Here is a 19,664-nt window from a genome sequence, read left to right on the forward strand (position 1 = left end):
ACGGAGAAGGGAGATGCGAATTGAGCAGGATCAATTTCCTGCAACCGGTTGCAGCTTGGCGCGGGCGACATAACGCCGCTGCCTGCGCCCTGATTAGAAACGGTAGCCGAGCCCGAACCGGAACAGGTTCGCGCGGTTCTCGAAGCTGTCGGACTTCTCTCCCGGCGTGACGACATAGGTTCCGTAATCGGTGCGCGTGTATTCCGCGCGCAGCCGCCAGGCGCCGCCGAGCGAGGTCTCCACGCCGGCGCCGAGCCTGAGGCCGGTCTCGCGGTCATCCTGGGCGACGGTGGCGGCGTCGGTTTCGAAGTCGGTCCGGAATTGCGTCTCGACGGCGTCGGCGCGGAGATAGGCGAGCACGCCGGGATGGATGACCGCGCCGGCCCGAACGCCTGCGGCGAGAGTCTCGCCGGCCTGGACCGAGTAGATCCTTCCTTGGGGATCGCGCTCGATATTCCAGCTGGCCGACGCCGCGCCGGCCTCGATCTCGGCGCCCAGGTAAACCGGCCCGAACGTGCGCCCGTATCCCGCATAGGCGCCGGCCGACGCCCCGTGGCCGGCGCGCTCGACGCTGAGATCGAAGGTTCGGCGCGGACCCTCGTTGTCGCTGATCACCGTTCCGTGGCCGGCGTAGAGGCCGAGATACGGGCCGCCGAATTCCACCGGCTCGGCGTCGCTGGCGTGCGGCGCGCCGAAACGGTAGCCGAGCCCCACCCGGGCCAGCGTGCGCGTGTTGGCGAAATTGTCGTCGGTGTCGTCGAAGACGATCGAGTAGTCCTCGAAGGTCGCGTAGCTGTAGTCGAGCCGACCGAACATCCGGCCGGAGACGGGGAATTCCAGGCCGCCGCCATAGACCAGGCCCGTGTCGCGCTCTTCCCTGAGGACCGTCGTGTCGTTGCGGTTGTAGGGCGTGCGGATGCTGGCGTTGATCACGCCGAAGCGGCCATAGGCCAGCGCTCCATTCCCGGCGGCGTGGCCGAGCCGGACCGACGCGGCGACCGCGTCGTCCATGCGCACCCCGAACGTCCGTCCGCCCAGATGGTCCCAGGCGATATCGCCGTCCTCGACGTCGACCTCCACGCCCGCATAGAGCGCTTCGCCGATGCGTGCCCCGTAGCCGGCGAAGGCGCCGTAGACCGCGCCTTCGGCGCCGAAATCGGCGGTGTTCGTGCCTGTGCCCCGCGGACCGGTGAGGTTGGTGACCAGATCGCCGCTTCCCGCTTGCAGGCCGAGATAGGCGCCCGCGGGTTCTGCGACGCCCCCGGCGGGCGCCTCGGCGCGATCGAAGGCGGGGCCGGTCTGGGCGCCGATCCGCGCCAGGATCCGGTTCTCGGTGAAGTCCGCGCCGGCCGTGTTCGAGTTGCGCTGAACGAAGCTGTAGCCGGCGCCGACGAAGACGCGCGGCGTGGCGAAATAACGCGCCCCGACGCCCGAGTTGAGCAGCCGGTCGGTGCGCGCGCTCTGCTGGTAGTCGTTCTCGGTGTGCCGGAGATGAGCTGTCAGCGTCAGCCGGTCGACCACGCGCCGGCTGAAACTCGCGCCGACATGGGTGCTGAGATATCCGGGGGCGCCGGGCAGGGTGGTCTCTTGCAGGCTACGGCCGGCCGAGGCGGAGATGAGGCCGTTGGGGGCGTAGCGCCAGTCGATGTCGACGCCGAAATCGAGCGCCTCGACGTCGTCGAAGGCCGGGTCGTCGTAGTTCTGGGCGATCATCCCGACAAAGACCTCGGCGGTCAGCGCCTGAGCGAGCTGCGCCTCGACGCCTGCAGCGGCGTGAAACCCCGCGGAGTCGCGATGGAACCCGAAGTCGTCGACCGGCGAGTCGTAGGCGCGCTCGTCATAGGTCGCCTGCACGAACGGCCGGATCTCGCCCGAACCGCTGCGGCCGACGCGCAGACCGACCTCAAGCCGGGATCCGTCTCGGTCGTCATTGTTGATCAGGCCGCCGCCCGCCGCGGCGACGTCGTCGAAGTCGGTCTCGATGTAGTTCACGCCGGCGCGCGCCGCGTAACCGTCGATGCGCGCCAGCACGCCGCCGAACAGGTTCGCGCGCGTGTACTCTGTGGGCGTCTCGCCATTGACGTCCTCGGGCGACTGGCGGTTCTCGTGGCTCCAGACATGCTCGGCCCCGCCGAACGCGATCAGCCGGTCGCTGGCGGCGAAACGCCCGTCGAGGGCCAGGCGGTAGTCGTCGTAATCCTCGTCGGGATTATCGCGATACCGGGCGATGTCGGCGCCGGCGGTCAGCGACGCCTCGTGGCGCGCGCCCCGAAAGCGGAGCTCTGCGGAGGGTTCGACCACGGTCACCAGGTCGTCGATGCGCTGGTTCGTCGTGATGAAAACGTTATCCGTGTAGGTCTCGCTGACGGCGAGGGCGGCGTCGAAGCGCCACGGCGCGGCGCGGTCGGATTCGCTCGTTTCGTCTGCGGCCTGCTGCGCCTCGGCCGCGCTCGACAAGCCGAGAACCAACGCGAAGCCGAGCGTTGTCCTGCTTTTCATCATTCCGATTGACCCCTCGGGAGCGCGGACTGCATCGCGAATCTTCATGACGCTCCGTTGAGGCGGACGGTAACGACAGCACGGAGAGCGGTTTTTGATCTCGATCAAAACCTGGCTGCGACATTCCGGACTGCGCTTCGCGCCGCCGGGTTGAGGCGGATCAATGCGGATCTCTTCCCAAGGGTGATCTCTTGCAAGCCGCAACGACGCTCGGAAGCGCGGCGATGCGAGCAGCACTGGAGAGAAGAGATGCGACAGCTTGTCGGGTTCAGGATACTCGCCGGCGCGGCCCTGGCCGCGCTGATGGTCGGCGTCGGCGCGTCGGACGCGCTCGCGCAGCGCGGCGGCGGCAGCGGGCAGCGCCCGCCGACGCAGACCACGCCCCAGCCCCCCGCCTCCGTCCCCGACCGCGACCGCACGCAGGATCGTGATGTCGATCCCGACATGGATCGCGACCGGGACATGGATCGGGATCGCGACCGCGATCAGGCTGGAGACCAGGAGCGGGATCGCGACCGCGATCGCATTCATGTGGAGTCCGTCCAGCAGCAGCTCAGCGGTCTCGGGCTTCTCACCGCGCAGGAGCGCCAGGCTTTCCGCCAGCAGATGAACCAGGCCGGATCGGCCGAGGATCGCGCGCAGGTCCGGGCGGAGCATCAGGCGCTGATCCTGCAGCGCACCCGCGACTTCGGCGTCGGCGGCGCGTTCGGCCCGGACGGCGATTCCCAGCAGGCGCGCACCCGCTACATGCTTATGCAGCTCACGACCGAGCAGGATCGGCTCGCCTTCCACCAGCGCATGCGGGACGCAGCGACGGAGCAGGAGCGGGATCGCATCCGCGAGGAATTTCACGAGCAGCTGCGCGACCGCGCCCGCGAAATGGGCGTCGACTTCGACGGCTGATCGTCGCCGCGCCGAGGCCTCGGAATCGCGACGCGCCTGTGGTCAGCTTGAGGCTCGAAATCCGCTCCGAGTCTCGAGCCGCCCATGCCGGACTGGCTGCGATATCCCGTCGAGCTGATCGACCTGGCGCTGGCCGCCGCCGCGCTCGACCCGGCGGCGTTCGAGCGCGCCTCGGCGAACCGGGCCGCGGCGCTCACCGTGCTGGCGCTGCCCTTCCTGGCCGGCGCCTCCGAACTGCTCGGCCAGGCCTATGTGCTCGCCGCCCGCCGGGTGAGCCGGGCCCAGGCCGCCGCCAGTCTCGTCACGACCGGGCTCGTCTATGTGGCCGGCGCGGTGGTTTGGGGCGCGGCGACCTATGCGCTGCTGGCTGCGGCCCGGCCCGGCCCGCCGCCGGACGCGGCGATCCTCGGCGTGGTGGCGGTTAGCTACGCCCCGCGCGTGCTGAGCCTGCTCACCATCGCGCCCTATTACGGGGAATTCGTGAACCGCGCGCTCGACGCCTGGATGATGACGTGCGTGGCGCTCGGGCTGTGGGTCGTCGTCGACGGCGCGCTCTGGGCGGTGCTCGCCTGTGCGGCGGCCGGCTGGGCCGTGAGCCTGTCGACGCGTCGCGTCGCGGGGCTGGTGCTGGGGCCGGCGGCGCGCCGCCTCGGCGTGATCACGGCGCGGAGGCGGCCCCATGTTTGACGGCGCGCTCGGCTGGATCCTCGTTGCGGGGCTCGCGGCCTTCCTGATCGCGAGCGTGACCGCGCCGCTGGCGACGCTGGCCTGGTGGGCGGGCCGGCCCGAGGACGACCGGCCCTGGCGGGTGCGGCCTGTCCACAAGAGGGGCGAGCCGCCGGCGCCGACGCGGCCGGGCGCGCCGCGCTTCATCGTCTATCTCGGCGGGGTGAACACGCTCGACGGCGACAGCCACACCGATCGCGAGCGGCGCTTCCTCGACGCGCTCGGCGAGACCTGCGGCGAGGCGGTGCTTGTGCGCGATCTCTTTCCCTACGCGGTGACCGGCGAGCCGCTGCTGCACAATCCGGGCGTCTTCCGCTGGATGTGGCGCGCGCTCCGCGCCGCGCCGGAGGCCGCCCGGCCGCTCCTGCTCGATCATCTCGTCAATGCGCGCAATTTCTTCCAGATGCTGGTCTCGGCCGACCGCCGCTACGGCCCGGTCTTCAACACGGCCGTCGCCGAGGTGATCCTCGACGCGCTGCACGGCGCGGGATGGGAGCCCGGCTCCGGCGCGGCGGTGACCCTGATCGGCTATAGCGGCGGGGCCCAGATGGCCGCCGGGGCGGCGGACTATCTCGACGCGCAGCTCGACGGACCGATCGACCTCATCGCGCTCGGCGGGGTGATGGCCTCGCCCGACGGGCTCGCCCGGCTCCGGCGCATCGATCACATCGTTGGCGCGCGCGACGGCCTGCCGCGCATGGCCGCCGCCGGCTGTCCGGGGCGCTGGCCGAGCGCGGTCGGCTCGGCCTGGAACGAGGCGCGCCGGTCGGGCCGGCTCCGGCGGATCGTCTTCGACGGCGTCCGTCACGCCGGGGCGTCGGGCTATCTCGGCGAAGCGGGCGCGCCGGCCAACTGGGAACGCACGCTCGACGCGGTCTGCGAGGCCTTGCGCGACGCGCCCGGGTCCCGCGAAGAAAAGCCGGGTCTGAACGAATGACATAAAGTATACAGCAGAGGCGGCCAAACACGTGGGCAGTCCCTGCTCATGCATCCATAGAAAAACGCAAGAGAACCCCAGCCCGAAACATTGACACTGATGGTGAGGCTCGCGCTAGGGTGCCGGCGATTCTCGTCCTTTTTCATCGTTTCTGTATCGGAGGTCCTGTATGCGCGCGTCGATCTTCATGATTACGTCCGCCCTGCTCGGCGGCGCCAGCGTCGCCTGCGCCCAGCCGGAAGCCGGGGACGACGCCGGCGAGGCGACGGAGAGTGCGGCCGCACAAGGCGGCGCCGGATCCGCCTCGACCTCCGCCCCGGCCCCGGCCTCGGCCTCGGCCTCAACCTCGGCCTCATCGCAGAGCGCCGACGCCGAAGCGCCGACCTCCACCGCCGAACCTGCGATGGCGCAGTCGGTCGCCTATCGCTTCGACACGCCGTTCCGGAACCTGGCCGTGACGGTGCGTCACAACGCCGAGGGTCTGTCGGCGGCCCATCAGCACGATGCGAGCGAGGAGTCGCCTCTGGCGCCGGATTCGGACGCGCGGCTCAGCATCAGCGTTCAGAGATACCGGTTCGCCGGTCCGCGCACGCAGGGACGCCTGTCGAAGCATAATCTGGACATGCTTGAGGTGATGACGCCGGACCCGCTCGAGCGCGGCGCCCGCTATGTCGACGATTATCCCGCCGCCGAACGCTACGACCCGGCCGACCATGGCGGGCAGGAAAGCTGGGCGGCGAGCGACATCTCAGCCGAGATCACGCGCGGCGATCGCGACATGACCGTGGCCGGCCTCGAGGCCGATCACTATGTCGTCGAAGCGCAGTATACGCTGACCACGTTCGACGCCGACGGCGCGGAGACCGGATCGCGGACCGTCGAGCACGCGCAGGACGTCTGGTTCTCCGATGAACTGCCGTACTCGCCGCTGCAGCTCTATCCCGGCCTGCCGTTCGGCTACGCCCTGTCGGGCAGCGGCAAGAGCCTGATCGATCGCGCCGTGATCGCCGAGCTCGAGCCGCGCATGGGCGAACTCGGCGCGGTGGTGCGCACCGAACAGCCCGCGCCTGACGGCTTCGGCGATCCGCCCGACCCGGTCGTGATAGAGCTTTCCGATCTTCAGGAGACCGAGCCGTTCGCCCTGGAGTCGCTGGACGACGCGCCGGTCGTGCCGGAGCCGCTGTTCAACGCGGTCGCCGGTCCCCTCTTCATCGCCGAAATGCTCTCCGATGACGACGCCATTTCGGACGAAGGCGGCGCGAGTCTCGGTTTCGGCGCGCCGGCCGACATCGAATTCGACGCCGGCCGCGCGGGCTACAAGACCACCGGCGCCGGCGATTTCGCCGCAGCGATCGCCGGCGGCGGCCCCGGCGAGGATCACGGCCTTGTCGTCGTCATGCGTCCGGTCAATGGCGCGCCCGAGCCGGGCGACTACGATGTCGCGCCGGCGGTGCGCGACTCGGCGGAGCTGGAGGCGATGGACGCGCAGGCGCTCGCCGAGCGCGCGGAGCGGTTCCAGGCGTTCGGCGTCGTCGAACGGGACGGCGTCACGTATGTCGTGATGGGCTTCGTCGACGGCGGCGTGACGATCGAATCCGGCGCGGACGATCGCGTTTCGGGGCGGATCGACGCCGATGTCCGCGCGCTGCGCACGGATACCGGCGAGGTCGTCGACGCGCTGCCGATTGAAGCCAGCTTCGAGGCGGTGGAAGGTCTCGAGGCCCTCCATTTCCGCAGCCCGGAAAGCCGCTTCATCGAGAACTGAAGGCGGCCGCGAGTCATCGCCCGGGTGCGTTCACGGCCTGCGGGCCCGGACGCGACGGCGAGGCCCCGGGAGGCGCCGAACAGCCGGCGCCGCGCGTCATTGACGCGGGCGCAGGGGCGGGTCGGTCTCCCGCGCCGCAGCCGGAGACGCCGCGCCTCCTGCCGGCGGGCGACGCGTCCGAGGCGTTGCACGCGCGCCTCGCCTGTTTCCAAAAGGTTAATATCGGGTCGCGTTCATCGCCGTATGCGGTAATGTTCCAGGCAGGGGGACAAGCGGCGTACAGGGGGTTCGCCGCAGGCGTTCCGGGCGGCGAGGGGCCGGCCGGAGGGCCGACAGCGCCCGGAGAGGGGCGAGACATCATGCGTGGATTCATCCTGCTTCTGGTCGTGGCCTTCGGGTCGGCGGCGGGCGGCTACGTGTTCGCCAAGCACGAGGACGGCGAGCCGGTCGAGCCGATCCGCCTGATGCGGCAGGCCGCGGCCTTCATCCAGGACGTCGCCGGCGACGGCGCGGACGGAACCGAGGAAGGCTCCGAGGCAGCGACGCCCGCCGGGGAGGGCGGCGCGCCGCCCGACGCCGCGAGTGCGGAGTCCGAGGCGACGGCGGCTGACGATGCCGCGCCCGACGAGGCGATCGGCGGGACCGAGGCCTCCGACGCGGCCGGCGCGGAGGACGCCGCCTCCGTCGACGGCGCCGAGGGACTGGCGGCCTGGTACGGTCCGGGCCTGGAAGGCGAAGAGACCGCCAGCGGCGAGATCTTCGACCCGTCGCAGATGACGGCGGCGCATCGCACGTTGCCGTTCGGGACCGAGGTGCGGGTGACGCGTCTTGATACCGGCGACAGCGTCGTGGTCCGCATCAATGATCGCGGCCCGCACACCGAAGGCCGGATCATAGACGTCAGCCGCGCCGCCGCCGAAGCGCTCGGCATGATCGAGGCCGGCGAGGCCGAGGTCCGGCTCGAGGTGCTCGGCGACGCCTGACGCCGCGCCGGGGCGACGACCGCCCGGGCGACGAGCCTTGACCGATTGATGGCGCCGCCGGCCCGACCCGGCCGGCGGCGATCATGCGCGGCCGCTTGCGGCGGGGCGTCGCAGGCGCGCGAATTTTCTTCGCTCCACCATAGAGATCGCTTATTGCTTCTATAGAAGCAATTGCTTGGACCAATGACTCGGCATCGGTGACGATGCTGTGGAGTCGCAGGCGGGCTGAGACGTGAGCACAACGCGAACGTTCCGGAATTCACGGCCCCGCACCGCATCGGGCCGCCGGCCCTTGCGCGCGACGAGCCCTTGTCTCCGAAAGCGTGACCCCCAACCGGGCGAAGGAGTCCAGAAATGAAAGTCGGTACGAAAACCCTGCTGCTGGCGTCGGCCGCCGCGCTCGCGCTCAGCGTCGCAGGATGCGGCGGCGGAAGCGAGGCCGAGAACGAGAACGCCGCCGCCGAGACGGCGACCGCCTCCGGCGCCGAGCTGCAGGAGGTCACCGAGACCGCCGCGGCGCCCGAGTCGACGCCGTCCGAGGTCGGCATGGGCGAGCCCCGCTCCAACCGGTTCTGGTGGCCCGAGCAGCTCGATCTCACCCAGCTCCGCCACAACGAGACCACCCGGTCCAATCCGCTCGGCGAGGACTTCGACTACGCCGAGGCGTTCGAGAGCCTCGATCTCGATGCGGTCAAGGCGGATCTGCGCGAGCTGATGACGACGTCGCAGGACTGGTGGCCGGCCGATTACGGCCATTACGGCCCGCTCTTCATCCGCATGGCCTGGCACAGCGCGGGCACCTACCGCACGCATGACGGCCGCGGCGGCGCCGGCGGCGGCCAGCAGCGCTTCGAGCCGCTCAACTCCTGGCCCGACAACGCCAATCTGGACAAGGCGCGCCGCCTGCTCTGGCCCATCAAGCAGGAGTACGGCGACGCCATCTCCTGGGCGGATCTTCTGATCCTGGCGGGCAATGTCGCCATGGAGGACATGGGCTTCGAGACGCTGGGCTTCGCCGGCGGCCGCGAGGACGACTGGCAGGCCGAGCTGGTCTACTGGGGTCCCGAGGCCGAGATGCTCGGCTCGCAGCGCTTCCACGGCGATGACGAACTCGCCGAACCGTTCGGCGCGAGCCAGATGGGCCTCATCTACGTCAATCCGGAAGGGCCCAACGGCGTGCCCGATCCGCAGGCCGCGGCCCATCGCATCCGCGAGACCTTCAACTCGATGGCGATGAACGACGAGGAGATCGTCGCGCTGATCGCCGGCGGCCACACCTTCGGCAAGGTCCACGGCGCGCACGCCGCCTCCGAGTGTCTCGGTCCGGAGCCGGCCGCGGCCGGCGTCGAGGAGCAGGGCCTGGGCTGGGACAACAGCTGCGGGACCGGCTCCGGCGCGGACACCGTGACCAGCGGGCTCGAGGGCGCCTGGACGGCCACCCCCGACCAGTGGAGCCATCAGTTCTTCGACAATCTGTTCCGCTTCGAGTGGGTGCAGACCGAGAGCCCGGGCGGGGCGATCCAGTGGGTTCCGGCCGACGAGGAGGCGTCGCGCTTCGTGCCCGACGCCCATCGCGAGGACGTCTTCCATCAGCCGATCATGCTGACCACGGACCTGGCGCTTCGCGAGGATCCCGGCTTCCGCGAGATCTCGATGCGCTTCCGCGACAATCCGGAAGAGTTCGAGGACGCCTTCGCGCGGGCCTGGTTCAAGCTGATCCATCGCGACATGGGCCCGCGCGCCCGCTATCTCGGCCCGGATGTGCCCGAAGAGTCCTTCAGCTGGCAGGACCCGGTGCCCGAGGTCGATCACGCGATGATCGACGCCGGCGACATCGACGCGCTCAAGGCGGAGATACTCGAGTCCGGTCTGACCGTCCAGCAGCTGGTGCGCACGGCCTGGGCGTCGGCCTCGTCCTATCGCGACACCGACATGCGCGGCGGCGCCAACGGCGCGCGCGTCCGGCTCGCCCCGCAGAACGGATGGGACGTCAACGACGGCGCCGAGATCGGTGAAGTCGTCTCGACGCTGGAGGCGATCCAGGCCGAGTTCAATGAGGCCCAGTCCGACGATGTGCGCGTCTCGCTGGCCGACCTGATCGTGCTCGGCGGCGCGGCCGCGATCGAGCAGGCCGCCGCCGACGCCGGCCACGACGTGGAGGTGCCTTTCGCGCCGGGCCGCACGGACGCCACGGCGGAGATGACCGACGTCGAGTCCTTCGACCATCTCGAGCCGACGGCCGACGCCTTCCGCAACTACTACGCGGCGGACAGCGAGCGCTCGCCGGCCGAGATGATGGTCGACAAGGCCGACACGCTGTCGCTCACGGTTCCCGAGATGACCGTGCTCGTCGGCGGCATGCGCGCGCTCGACGCCAATGCCGACGGCGCGGCCCACGGCGTGTTCACCGACACGCCCGGCCAGCTGACGAACGACTTCTTCGTCAACCTGCTCGACATGTCGACGACGTGGGAGCCGGCCGACGAGGAGTACGTCTTCGAGGGCCGCGACCGGGAGACCGGCGAGCTGAACTGGACCGCCACCGAGGCCGACCTGGTGTTCGGCTCGAACGCCGAGCTGCGCGCGGTCGCCGAGGTCTACGCCTTCGGCGACGGCGAAGCCCGCTTCGTCGAGGACTTCGTCGACGCCTGGGTCAAGGTGATGCGGGCCGACCGCTTCGACCTCTAGCGGGGCGGGGCTTCGGCCCCGACCGCGACCGACCGGGGAAGGGGACCGCGTCGTATGGCGCGGTCCCCTTTTCTTGTGCGCCGATCCTTCGGTGTCAGTTCGAGATAATCACCTCGAAGCGCGTCCGGCCCTGGATCTCCTCGCGGCGCGTCACGGCGAGATCGGCGTCGCCGTCGCCGTCGCCGTCGCCCAAGGCGATGTCGGTCGCGCCGACGCCCTGGGGCCAGATCTTGCCGCTGGGCGTTATGGGCGCGAAATCGGCGTCGGCGCCGTCGCGAAGGAAATACCGGCCGTGCTCGCCGGCGTTGCGGGCGATGGCCAGCTCGCCGACGCCGTCGCCGTCGAAATCGGCGATCGCCACGCCGACCGTGTGGTAGCCGGAGCCCCACGCGTCGCCGCCCCGGCTCAACGGCTCGAAACCCGTCGACCGGTCGTCGAACACGAAATAGCGCGCGTTTTCGCTCGCCCGCCGGCCGACGATCATCTCCTCGGCCGGGTCCCCGTCGATGTCGCCGAACGCGATCGAGGTCGCGTAGTACGAGTCGCCCCAGCGCTCGCCGCCCTGATTGATCCGGTTGAGCGAGCCCCCGTTGTAGTCGAGGACGTAATAGCGCCCGTTGGAGCCGGCGCGGCGCGCGACGCCCAGCTCGGCGTCGCCGTCGCCGTCGACGTCGCCGAACGCGACGTCGGTGGCGTAATTGCCGCCGCCCCACTGGTCGCCGCCTCCGGCGATCTTGCGGAAGGGGCGGGATGCGGCGGCGTCGTCGAACACGAAGAAGCGGTCATTGGAGCCGGCGCGGCGGCCGATCGCGATTTCGTCGCGGCCGTCGCCGTCGATGTCGCCGAGCGCGGCGGACGTCGCGTAATTGCCCGATCCCCACTGATCGCCGCCCTGGTGCAGCAGGGTGAAGCCCGCGTTCGCGTCGTCATAGACAAAGTAGCGGGCGTTCACGCTCGAGTGTCGGGTGACGACCAGCTCGTCGCGTCCGTCTCCGTCGATATCGCCGAAGTCGAGATCCGTGACATAGCCGCCGGAGCCCCACGAATCGCCGCCCGAGAACAGGGCGTCGAAATTCTGCCGGGTCGGCGAATCCAGGACCCAGAATCGATTGTTCGTCCCGGCGCGGCGACCGACGCCGAGCTCGTCGCGGCCGTCGCCGTCGACATCGCCGAAGGCTACGGCCGTGGCGTAGTTCTGATCGCCCCACTGGGCGCCGAATTCCGGGCCCGGCTGAATCGGGTAGAGCAGGTTGATGCCTTCGATGTCCTGGGCGCTTAGGCCGCTGCGCTGGCCGATGCTGACTCCCGCGGGCGCGTCGATTGTGACGCACTCGTCTCCGCTGCAGCCGTCTTTTGAGAAGAATTGGGAGCCATAGTGCATGATGGAACCGTAGTCATACGGGCCGAGCGCCTGGCTGTCCCTCGCGATCCGGAAATTGCTGCGCTTGCCGCTTTCGACATTGCCGAGGTTCACGTCGACATATTCGTCCCGGTCGCTCCGGCTCTGTTCGTGAAACACGCCGGCCGCATGAAGGAATTCATGCATGATATTGCCGACGCTGCAGGAGTTGGACACGCGGAGGAGCTGGCGTCCGCCGCCCATGCCGATCCGCGACGAGCAGCCCCCTGCGGGCCGTATCCGCACGAAGTCGTCGTCGCCGTTCTGTCGGCGGCGGACCGTGAGGTTCGTCTGGCTCGTCAGATTTTGGGCGGCGGTGTCGGCCCTGTTGCGCATGGTCGCTGAAAGGTTTCGATGGAACTCATACGGAATGACCCCGTCGGGCCAGAGCTTGTCGAGGTTGGACACCACGGTCAGCGGCTGGCCGCGCGTGACGACATCGCCCTCCCGGCGCGTGGTCGACGCCTGCTCTGACCAGCTCCATTCGTCCAGCTGGTCGGCCCGGCCCAGGATGATGTCGCCCTCGACAACGGCCAGGCCGTCGACGACCTCGTAGAAGACCTCGGTCGGCGCAGAGTCCCCCGGCAGAACCAGGTCGACGGTCCTGAGCTCGCCCTGGCGATCCGGCGAGTAAATTTCCGCTTGTCGGATGGCGATGTCGCCGTCGAGCCCGAAATCGTCGCGCAGCCGGGACGCGAGCCCCGCGGGAACGCCGGCGCCGCGGAAGCGGTCCCGCCCGACGATCAGCCAGCGCGAGCCTTCGTCGAAGAAGGCGATGGCCTGGGGGTCGTGGTCCCCGTCATGGAGCTCTGTGAGCACGCCGTAATAGTCGCCGCCGACATTGCGGGTCCAGTGGCCGCGGCTCGTGACGAAGCTCCAGCCGCCGTCGGCGGTGAAGGCCACGTCGTACACGTCGTCGCCCCGGCCGTGGAAATTTCGCAGACGGGTCACGAGTTCGTCGGGGACGTTCTCCGCGACGACGCCGCCGTCGTGGACGATCACGAAGCCGCGCCGGTCCGCCCAGTCGACGGGGTTGAACGCGACGGCCTGGATTTCGTGACCGGCCTCCATGAGCCGGGTCAACGCATCGAAATAGCCGCCGCCGACATTGCGGGTCCAGTTCTTGCGGCCGGCGACGAGAGTCCAGCCGCCGGTCGGCGTGAAGGCGATCACGTCGACGGCGGTGCCGTCGGCGGTGAAATTCGCCAGCTTGTCGACCATCTCGTCGGAGATGCCGGCCGCCCAGCTCGTCGCGCCGTGGGCGACCGCCCAGCCCGTCGCGCCGCCTCCGCGGAGACTGGCCGCCACGTAATGCTCCGCGCCGTCGTCCGATGCGCCGGGCGTCGCCAGCACGCCCTCCACGCCGGGAAGTCTCGGCGTCTGCGGAAGCGCCTCCACGACGGACGGGTCCACGGGGCGCGCGATCGCGCCCGAGACTTCAGCGAGATACGCGTCGCTCGCATAGGCCTCGCCGTCCACCCGGATCCGGGCGCCGGAGCCGTCGACGATCTCGATCGACTCGATCGACCCGTAGACGCGGTAGCCGTCCGCCCCGTTGCTGACCAGGCCGGAGGCTTCGCCGCCGTCGATCCGGTCGTTGTCGTTGATCGTGACGCGCACGCCGTCGAGCCGGCCGTCGACCTTCTCGAGCCGGCCGTCCGTCTGGATCACGTATTCGGCGCGCGGCCCCGTGCCCTCGATGACGATGGTATGGTCCGCGGCGAGCTCCCGGTCGACGGTCGGCCGAGGGATCCTCATGTCCGGAAGCTGCAATTGCGGCGGCGCGGCCGCGAGCGACTGAGCCGCGGCCAGTATGGCTATCGTGATCATTTCGGCGTCCCCGGGTTGCTTCACCTGCCCGCCTGACATGCGAGCAGACCGCGCTTGACCATGCAAGCGAGGGGAGGCCGCTCCTTCCGGAGCCGGGAAAGGAAGGGAGGTTGACGCGGCTCGCCAGGGAATCCGTATTCGTCGGTCCGGGGGAGCGCCGCATCGCCGTCCGACGCCGTGCAGCGCGATGCGACAACTGATGCCGTCAGCCGCGATGGAGCTTCGGGCCACAGGCCGACCGCCTCAAATCGCCGCATTCGCGTCACGGGGTTGACCTCTTGGCGGGTACAACTCCGGGCGGCCCGATTAGCGAGGGAGGCGCGCATGGCGGCTTCGACCATTCTTCTTGGTCTCGTGCTCATCGTCGGAGTCGCACTGGCGGCCCTGACTCTGGTTCTGGGAGCGAGTCAGGAATGAGGATCGCCGGACGGAGGGGGTAATCGTTCGCGGGTGCGTCGGCGTCGGCCGAGCCCTCGGCATAGCTCGACGAAAGCCGGGCCGAATGGCGGAGAGGAGGGGATTCGAACCCCCGATACGGTTTTGCCGTATACTCCCTTAGCAGGGGAGCGCCTTCGACCACTCGGCCACCTCTCCGCGGAGGGGTTTAGCCGCGAACGGTTCGCCCGATCAAGGCGTAAGGCGCGCCGTCTGCACGCGCGCCCCCGCCGACCGGATCACTGGGAGTCCGGATGCACCCCGGTCACCGGTTCGTCGACGCCGTCATAGGCCTCGATGGCGGCCGCGGCGCGGGCGTCGAATCCGGCCCGGTCCTCCTCGGCGTGATACGAGGTCTCGATGATGCGGGTTTCGGCGTCGAGCACGTGGGCCTGGACGATGTTGCGGCCCGCGCCGGGCGGGCTGCGGAAGGTCAGGCGCAGCATGCGGACCGCCTCGGGCAGCTCGTCCTCGGCGGTGGAGCAGACCGACGATCCGGGCTGATCGACGCGGATGCGTCCCGAGCGGGAGCCCTCCGACGTCACCGGCAGGAGCCGCCCGGAGGCGTCGAGCAACATGTTCGCCTCGACCGACCGCCACGTCGCGTCGGGCCCGCCGTCATTCATCCGCGTGCGGGCGATGTGGGTGGGGATATGAATGTAGCGCGAGGCTTCTTCGCGCGGGACGCCCACGAGGCGCGCCACGATCGTGAGCACCTCGTCGCGCAGCTCGGAATCGATCTCCACGCGCTCGGGCGCCTCGCCGCAGCCGATGTCCTCGGGCTGGGCGCCGCCGACGAATTCGAGATGGGTCGGCCGGTCGACGCGCAGGCGCGGATCCTGGGCGACGACCTCGCCGCTCATGGACTGGGGATCGTTGAGGACGAAGCGGAAGGTCCGGTGCACGCCGCCGGCGTCGAGCTCGGCCTCGTAGGTCACCGGGTCGACCGAGGTGCGCTCCAGCTCCATCGTGCGGCCCTGCGTGACGCGGATGACGCGGCCGCAATCGTCGACCTCCACGGTGACGTTCCCCTCGTCGCGGCCGCCGCGCATGCGCCGGTATTGTCCGCCCGAACGCCCGTCGACATAGTCCGAGACCGTCCGCCAGGTCCCCACGCACGGAACCGGCGTCGGACCCGACTGCGCCGCCGCGTTGAACGGCAGCGCCGCGCAGGACAGCGCCAGCGCGGCGGCGAGGCTTTGCTTCGCGACGACGGCGGCGCCGGGACGCGTTCGGATATCGGACATGATTGGATTTCCCCCGCATATGATTGAAAAAAGGCCTTATTCATACCTACCGACAATCGTCGCGGCGTCAAAGGGGGCGCGGGCGTCGGAGAATAGATTTCATTCAGGCTCGACGAGGGACGCGCAGCGCCACCCCGCCCGATGAGCGCGCAGTTCTCGGCGCCCGGCCTCTTCTGTTGAGCGCGCCGACGGGGTAGACGGGCGGGTATGAGCACAGACCTGAACGAGACCCTGAACGGCGTCGCCGACCCCGCCTCCGGTCGCCCGCTGCACGCCAGCGGCCGCGTCTCGGGCGTCGATCTGCGCGACGGAATCGCCACCGTGATTCTCGCCCCCGGCGACAAGGACGAGGACGCCGCCGGACTCCGCGCCGCGATCGAGGCCGCGCTCACCGCCCGGTCCGACGTCGAGCGGGTCCGCGTCATCTTCGAGGCGCCCCGCGAGGCGAAGCCGCAGCAAGCCAAGACGCGCCCGGCGCAGGAGGCGCAGCCCGAACCGCCGGCGAAGCTCGTCATCGCCGTGGCCTCGGGCAAGGGCGGCGTCGGCAAGTCGACCGTGGCGGCCAATCTCGCCGGCGCCTGCGCGCGGGCGGGGCTGAAGACCGGGCTCATGGACGCCGATGTCTACGGGCCGTCGGCGCCGCGCCTTTTCGGCCTGTCCGACGCGCCGGGCCTGCAGAAATCCGACGCTGGCATCGAGCCCTTGGAGGCGCACGGGGTGAAGCTGGTCTCGATGGGGTTCCTCGTCGGCGAGCGCGATCCCGTCGTCTGGCGCGGGCCGATGGTCACCGGTGCCATCCGGCAGTTCATGCAGGAGGTGAACTGGGGCGATCTCGACGTGCTGATCATCGACATGCCCCCGGGCACGGGCGATCCCCAGCTCGCCATCGCCCAGGGCGCGCCGATCACGGGCGTGGTGATCGTCTCGACGCCGCAGAGCCTCGCCCTCGACGACGCCAAGAAGGCGATCGCGCTGTTCGACCGCACCGCCATTCCCGTGCTGGGCGTTGTTGAAAATATGAGCTATTTCCTGTGCCCGCATTGCGGGGAGGGAACCGAGATCTTCGGGCGCGGCGGCGCCCGCGCCGAAGCCGAGACGCTGGGCGCGCCGTTCCTGGGCGAGATCCCGCTTCATCCCGAGCTGCGCGAGGCCTCCGACGCGGGCCGGCTGATCGCGCTCGGGGAGGGGCCGGTCGCGTCGGCTTTCCGCCGCGCCGCCGAGGCGATGGTCGACGCCGCGCGCGAGGCCGACCGCCCCGCGCCCGAAATCGTGTTCGAGGACTAGAGAATGACGAGCCTGATCGAATTGACGCCCGAGGAGGTGGCCGAGGGCCTGGCCGCCGGCGAGATCCTGCTGATCGACGTGCGCGAGCCCTACGAGTTCGCCTGCGAGCGCATCCCGGGCGCCTTCCTCTATCCGCTGTCGACCTTCGAGCCGGCCGCGATGCCGGCCGGCGACGGGCGCCGCGTCGTCCTTTCGTGCTGCGCCGGCCGACGCTCCTTCATGGCCGCGCAGCTTTGTCATGCCGCGGGCATGCCGGTGAACACGCATCTCGAGGGCGGTCTCAAGGCCTGGAAGGCCGCCGGGCTGAAGACGGTGCGGATCGATCCGGCCAGCGGCCGGGTGATGGCCGACTAGTCTCCCGCCGACGCCGCCTCGAGGAATTCGCGGACCCGCGCCGCCGTGGCGTCGGGCCGCTCCTCCATCGCGACATGGCCGGCGTCGTCGAACACGACCAGCTCGGCGTTCGGCATGGCGGCTTCGAAGCGCGCGCCATGCTCGACGGGGACCATGGCGTCCTGTTCGCCCCAGAGGATCAGAGTCGGCGTCTCGATCTCGCTGAGGACCGGCTCGGGATCGGGCAGCGTGAAGACCTCCAGGCGCGCAATCAGCGCCTCGGCGGCTCCTTCGCCCCGCATCATTGCGCGGATACGCTCGACATCGGCGTCGCCGAGCCGGGACGGATCCGCGTAGAGCTGCTCGGTCATGGCGCGCACGCCGGGCTCCGGAGCGGTGCGCAGCAGCATCGCCACCGGCGGCGGCACGGCGACCGGCTCCTCGGTCACGCCGTTGATCGAATAGCCGCCGGGGCTGACCAAGACGAGCCCGGAGACGCGCTCCGGATGCGCCGCCGCGTAGCGCCAGGCGACCAATCCGCCAAGTGAGTTTCCTCCAAGAAAGAACTGCTCTGGAGCGATTTCCTCGAGCAACGCGGAAACCTGATCGACCGTGGCCTCGTTTGAATAGGCCTCGTCGGGCGCGGGATCGGTGAGCCCGTGGCCGGGCAGCTCGAAGCGGATGACGCGGTAGTCGTTATCAAGCCGCTCGGCCCAGGGCTCGAACGCTTCGAGCGAGTGGCTGAAGCCGTGGATCAGGACCAGCGCGGGCGCGTCGGCGGGCCCGCTCTCGCGCACGCGCCATTCGAAGCCGGCGGCCTCGACATAGCGGTCCTCGTCAGTGAAGTAGCGGGCCTCGAGCGTCGCGTCGTCGACCGGCCGCGACAGCCAGACGAGGACGGCGACGACGATGACGGCGAGCAGGAGGAGCGCGCCGAGAATGCGGAGCCACATCTAGTCCACCCTTTCGAGAAAGGCCGCGATGGCCGACCAGGCCTCGGGCTCGGTGAGCAGCGGCGCGTGTCCGACTTCGGGCACGTCGACGCGCTCCATGTCCGGCCGGCGGCGCTGCATCTCGGCGACCGTATCCTCGGACAGGAGGTCGGTGATCGCGCCGCGGATCAGCAGCAGCGGCGCGTCGGCCATGGCGTCGAACAGCGGCCAGAGATCCGGCGGCGCGGCGTCGCCTTCCTGGACCGGCTTGGCGATGGCGGGATCGTAGTCGAGCACGATCTCGCCGGTTTCGGTTTCGCGGCAGATCCGCTTGGCGAAGGCGATCCAGAAGGCCTCGCCGGTCTCATTCGGGAAGGCCACCCCGTTGATCGCGCGGACCGCCTCGGCGGCCTCCGACCAGCTCGAGAAGGAACTCGCGCCGCCGACATAGCCCTGGATGCGCGCCATGCCCTCCGGGGCGAGCTCCGGGCCGATGTCGTTGAGCGCGACGCCGCGGAGAAAGCCCGGACGCTCGGCGGCGAGGATCATCGTCATCAGCCCGCCCATCGAGGTTCCGATGGAGACGACGCGGTCGATCCCCTCGGCGTCGAGCAGGCCAAGGACGTCCTTCACGTAGACGCCCGGATAGTAGGTCGACGGATCGGGCGCCCGGTCGGACCGGCCGCGGCCGCGCACGTCGACGGCGATGACCCGCCGGCCCTTCGCCGCGATCCGCGGCGCGATCTCCTCGAAATCGCGGGAATTGCGCGTCAGCCCGTGGAGGCAGACGACCGGCGCCTTGCCGGACGCGGCGTCCGGCTCGTAGCGGCGGTAGTAGGTGCGCACGCCGTCCCCGGCGGTGAAGAAGTGCTCGGTGAAGTCGTTCAAGCCTGCGGCTCCATGGCGTCGGATGCGTCGAGGTGGGATGTCGCGCCGGCGCGCTCCTGGAGGCGCCGGAAGCCCGCCGCGATGAAGACCGGCAGGCGCTCGTGGACGCTGGCGATGTCGCTCGACCGGCACAGGCCGCCCGACAGGTTGTCGATCCGGCCCGTCTCGGCGAAGGTCAGCACCAGCGCCCCCGACAGGAAGTGGTAGCTCCAGTACAGGTCCTCGTCGTTCCAGTCGGGGAAGTGCCGCTTCAGCGCTCCCAGGAATTGCGTCGCGATCGGGTCGAAGAACTTGGTCATCACCGCGCCGCCCCACTCCGGCGAGTTCGTGATCTGCGCGACGAGGCCGAAATAGCTCTTCCATCCCGGCCCGCCCTTCGCCGAACGGTCGAGCAGGGGATGGGTGAAGGCGGAGATGATGTCCTCGATGGACGGATGGTCCGGCGCGGCTCGGCGTTCGACCGATTCGAGCTCGGCGACCCGTATCTCGTTGAGCTCCACGGCGCGGCGCAGCAGCACCGCGTCGAACAGTTCGCGCTTGCCGCCGAAATAGTAGGCGACCAGCGCCGGATCGGCGTCGGCGGCGCGGGCGATGGCCCGCACGGTGACGCCGTGGAAGCCCTTCTCCGCGAACAGCCTTTCGGCCGCGTCGAGGAGGCGTTCGCGGGTCTTCTCGCCGCGCCGGCTGGCGGGTGCGTCTGCCATTTTCTCTCCCTGGTCGACGAGGCGTCGCGCCGGTCTAGCATCCGCGCGGCCGCATCGGATCATGCGAGCCTAATTTTCATTGACATTTCATTCAACGTTGAAAAAACTTTG

General features: G+C 69.9%; 14 protein-coding genes and 1 tRNA gene. 8 read left to right on the forward strand and 7 right to left on the reverse strand.

Annotated features, from left to right (window positions below):
• Nucleotides 1–93: 93 nt before the first annotated feature.
• Nucleotides 94–2,499: an outer membrane beta-barrel protein gene (locus DDZ18_RS04860; RefSeq protein ID WP_158272077.1), complete on the reverse strand. Its 2,406-nt coding sequence runs from the start codon at nucleotides 2,497–2,499 to the stop codon at nucleotides 94–96.
• 249 nt (nucleotides 2,500–2,748) lie between these two features.
• Here DDZ18_RS04860 and DDZ18_RS04865 point away from each other — a divergent pair, with 249 nt between their 5' ends.
• The 6 genes from DDZ18_RS04865 to katG all read left to right on the forward strand — a co-directional run bounded on the left by DDZ18_RS04865 (nucleotide 2,749) and on the right by katG (nucleotide 10,501).
• Complete coding sequence (locus tag DDZ18_RS04865) at nucleotides 2,749–3,402, forward strand: hypothetical protein (RefSeq protein WP_109252265.1); 654 nt, start codon at nucleotides 2,749–2,751, stop codon at nucleotides 3,400–3,402.
• 84 nt (nucleotides 3,403–3,486) lie between these two features.
• On the forward strand, nucleotides 3,487–4,089 hold the full coding sequence (locus DDZ18_RS04870) for a hypothetical protein (protein ID WP_109252266.1): 603 nt from the start codon (nucleotides 3,487–3,489) through the stop codon (nucleotides 4,087–4,089).
• A complete protein-coding gene (locus DDZ18_RS04875) occupies nucleotides 4,082–5,065 on the forward strand; it encodes a hypothetical protein (RefSeq protein ID WP_109252267.1) in 984 nt (327 codons plus the stop codon). The genes DDZ18_RS04870 and DDZ18_RS04875 overlap by 8 nt, the downstream gene beginning before the upstream one ends.
• 187 nt (nucleotides 5,066–5,252) lie before the next feature.
• Nucleotides 5,253–6,830 carry a hypothetical protein gene (locus DDZ18_RS04885; RefSeq protein ID WP_158272078.1) on the forward strand — a complete coding sequence of 526 codons (1,578 nt, stop codon included), beginning with the start codon at nucleotides 5,253–5,255 and terminating at the stop codon, nucleotides 6,828–6,830.
• Between the two features lie 359 nt (nucleotides 6,831–7,189).
• Entirely contained in the window at nucleotides 7,190–7,813 is a 624-nt protein-coding gene (locus tag DDZ18_RS04890; RefSeq protein WP_233245714.1) for a septal ring lytic transglycosylase RlpA family protein, read from the forward strand.
• A gap of 354 nt (nucleotides 7,814–8,167) precedes the next feature.
• Nucleotides 8,168–10,501, forward strand: a complete 2,334-nt coding sequence (gene katG / locus DDZ18_RS04895; RefSeq protein ID WP_109252269.1) for a catalase/peroxidase HPI — start codon at nucleotides 8,168–8,170, stop codon at nucleotides 10,499–10,501.
• A 94-nt stretch (nucleotides 10,502–10,595) separates the two neighbouring features.
• Here katG and DDZ18_RS04900 read toward each other — a convergent pair whose 3' ends face one another.
• The 3 genes from DDZ18_RS04900 to DDZ18_RS04910 all read right to left on the reverse strand — a co-directional run bounded on the left by DDZ18_RS04900 (nucleotide 10,596) and on the right by DDZ18_RS04910 (nucleotide 15,412).
• Nucleotides 10,596–13,730 carry a M12 family metallopeptidase gene (locus tag DDZ18_RS04900; protein WP_109252270.1) on the reverse strand — a complete coding sequence of 1,045 codons (3,135 nt, stop codon included), beginning with the start codon at nucleotides 13,728–13,730 and terminating at the stop codon, nucleotides 10,596–10,598.
• Nucleotides 13,731–14,233: 503 nt separating this feature from the next.
• Nucleotides 14,234–14,324 (reverse strand) — tRNA-Ser (locus DDZ18_RS04905).
• Between the two features lie 80 nt (nucleotides 14,325–14,404).
• On the reverse strand, nucleotides 14,405–15,412 hold the full coding sequence (locus DDZ18_RS04910) for a hypothetical protein (protein WP_109252271.1): 1,008 nt from the start codon (nucleotides 15,410–15,412) through the stop codon (nucleotides 14,405–14,407).
• 207 nt (nucleotides 15,413–15,619) lie between these two features.
• Between DDZ18_RS04910 and DDZ18_RS04915 the strand changes: the two genes are divergently transcribed.
• Nucleotides 15,620–16,696: an Mrp/NBP35 family ATP-binding protein gene (locus DDZ18_RS04915; RefSeq protein WP_109252272.1), complete on the forward strand. Its 1,077-nt coding sequence runs from the start codon at nucleotides 15,620–15,622 to the stop codon at nucleotides 16,694–16,696.
• 3 nt (nucleotides 16,697–16,699) lie between these two features.
• The gene (locus DDZ18_RS04920; protein WP_109252273.1) at nucleotides 16,700–17,050 is read left to right on the forward strand and encodes a rhodanese-like domain-containing protein; all 351 of its coding nucleotides are present in this window, start codon (nucleotides 16,700–16,702) and stop codon (nucleotides 17,048–17,050) included.
• On the opposite strand, the gene DDZ18_RS04925 is transcribed toward DDZ18_RS04920, so the two are convergent.
• Genes DDZ18_RS04925 through DDZ18_RS04935 form a run of 3 tightly spaced genes read right to left on the reverse strand, consistent with a single transcriptional unit; the run spans nucleotide 17,047 to nucleotide 19,553 of the window.
• Entirely contained in the window at nucleotides 17,047–17,982 is a 936-nt protein-coding gene (locus DDZ18_RS04925; protein WP_109252274.1) for an alpha/beta fold hydrolase, read from the reverse strand. The genes DDZ18_RS04920 and DDZ18_RS04925 overlap by 4 nt on opposite strands.
• Nucleotides 17,983–18,849, reverse strand: a complete 867-nt coding sequence (locus tag DDZ18_RS04930; RefSeq protein ID WP_109252275.1) for an alpha/beta fold hydrolase — start codon at nucleotides 18,847–18,849, stop codon at nucleotides 17,983–17,985.
• The gene (locus tag DDZ18_RS04935) at nucleotides 18,846–19,553 is read right to left on the reverse strand and encodes a TetR/AcrR family transcriptional regulator (RefSeq protein WP_109252276.1); all 708 of its coding nucleotides are present in this window, start codon (nucleotides 19,551–19,553) and stop codon (nucleotides 18,846–18,848) included. The genes DDZ18_RS04930 and DDZ18_RS04935 overlap by 4 nt, the downstream gene beginning before the upstream one ends.
• Between the last annotated feature and the right edge of the window lie 111 nt (nucleotides 19,554–19,664).

The organism is Marinicauda salina, from assembly GCF_003122085.1.
Classification (GTDB): domain Bacteria; phylum Pseudomonadota; class Alphaproteobacteria; order Caulobacterales; family Maricaulaceae; genus Maricicauda_A; species Maricicauda_A salina.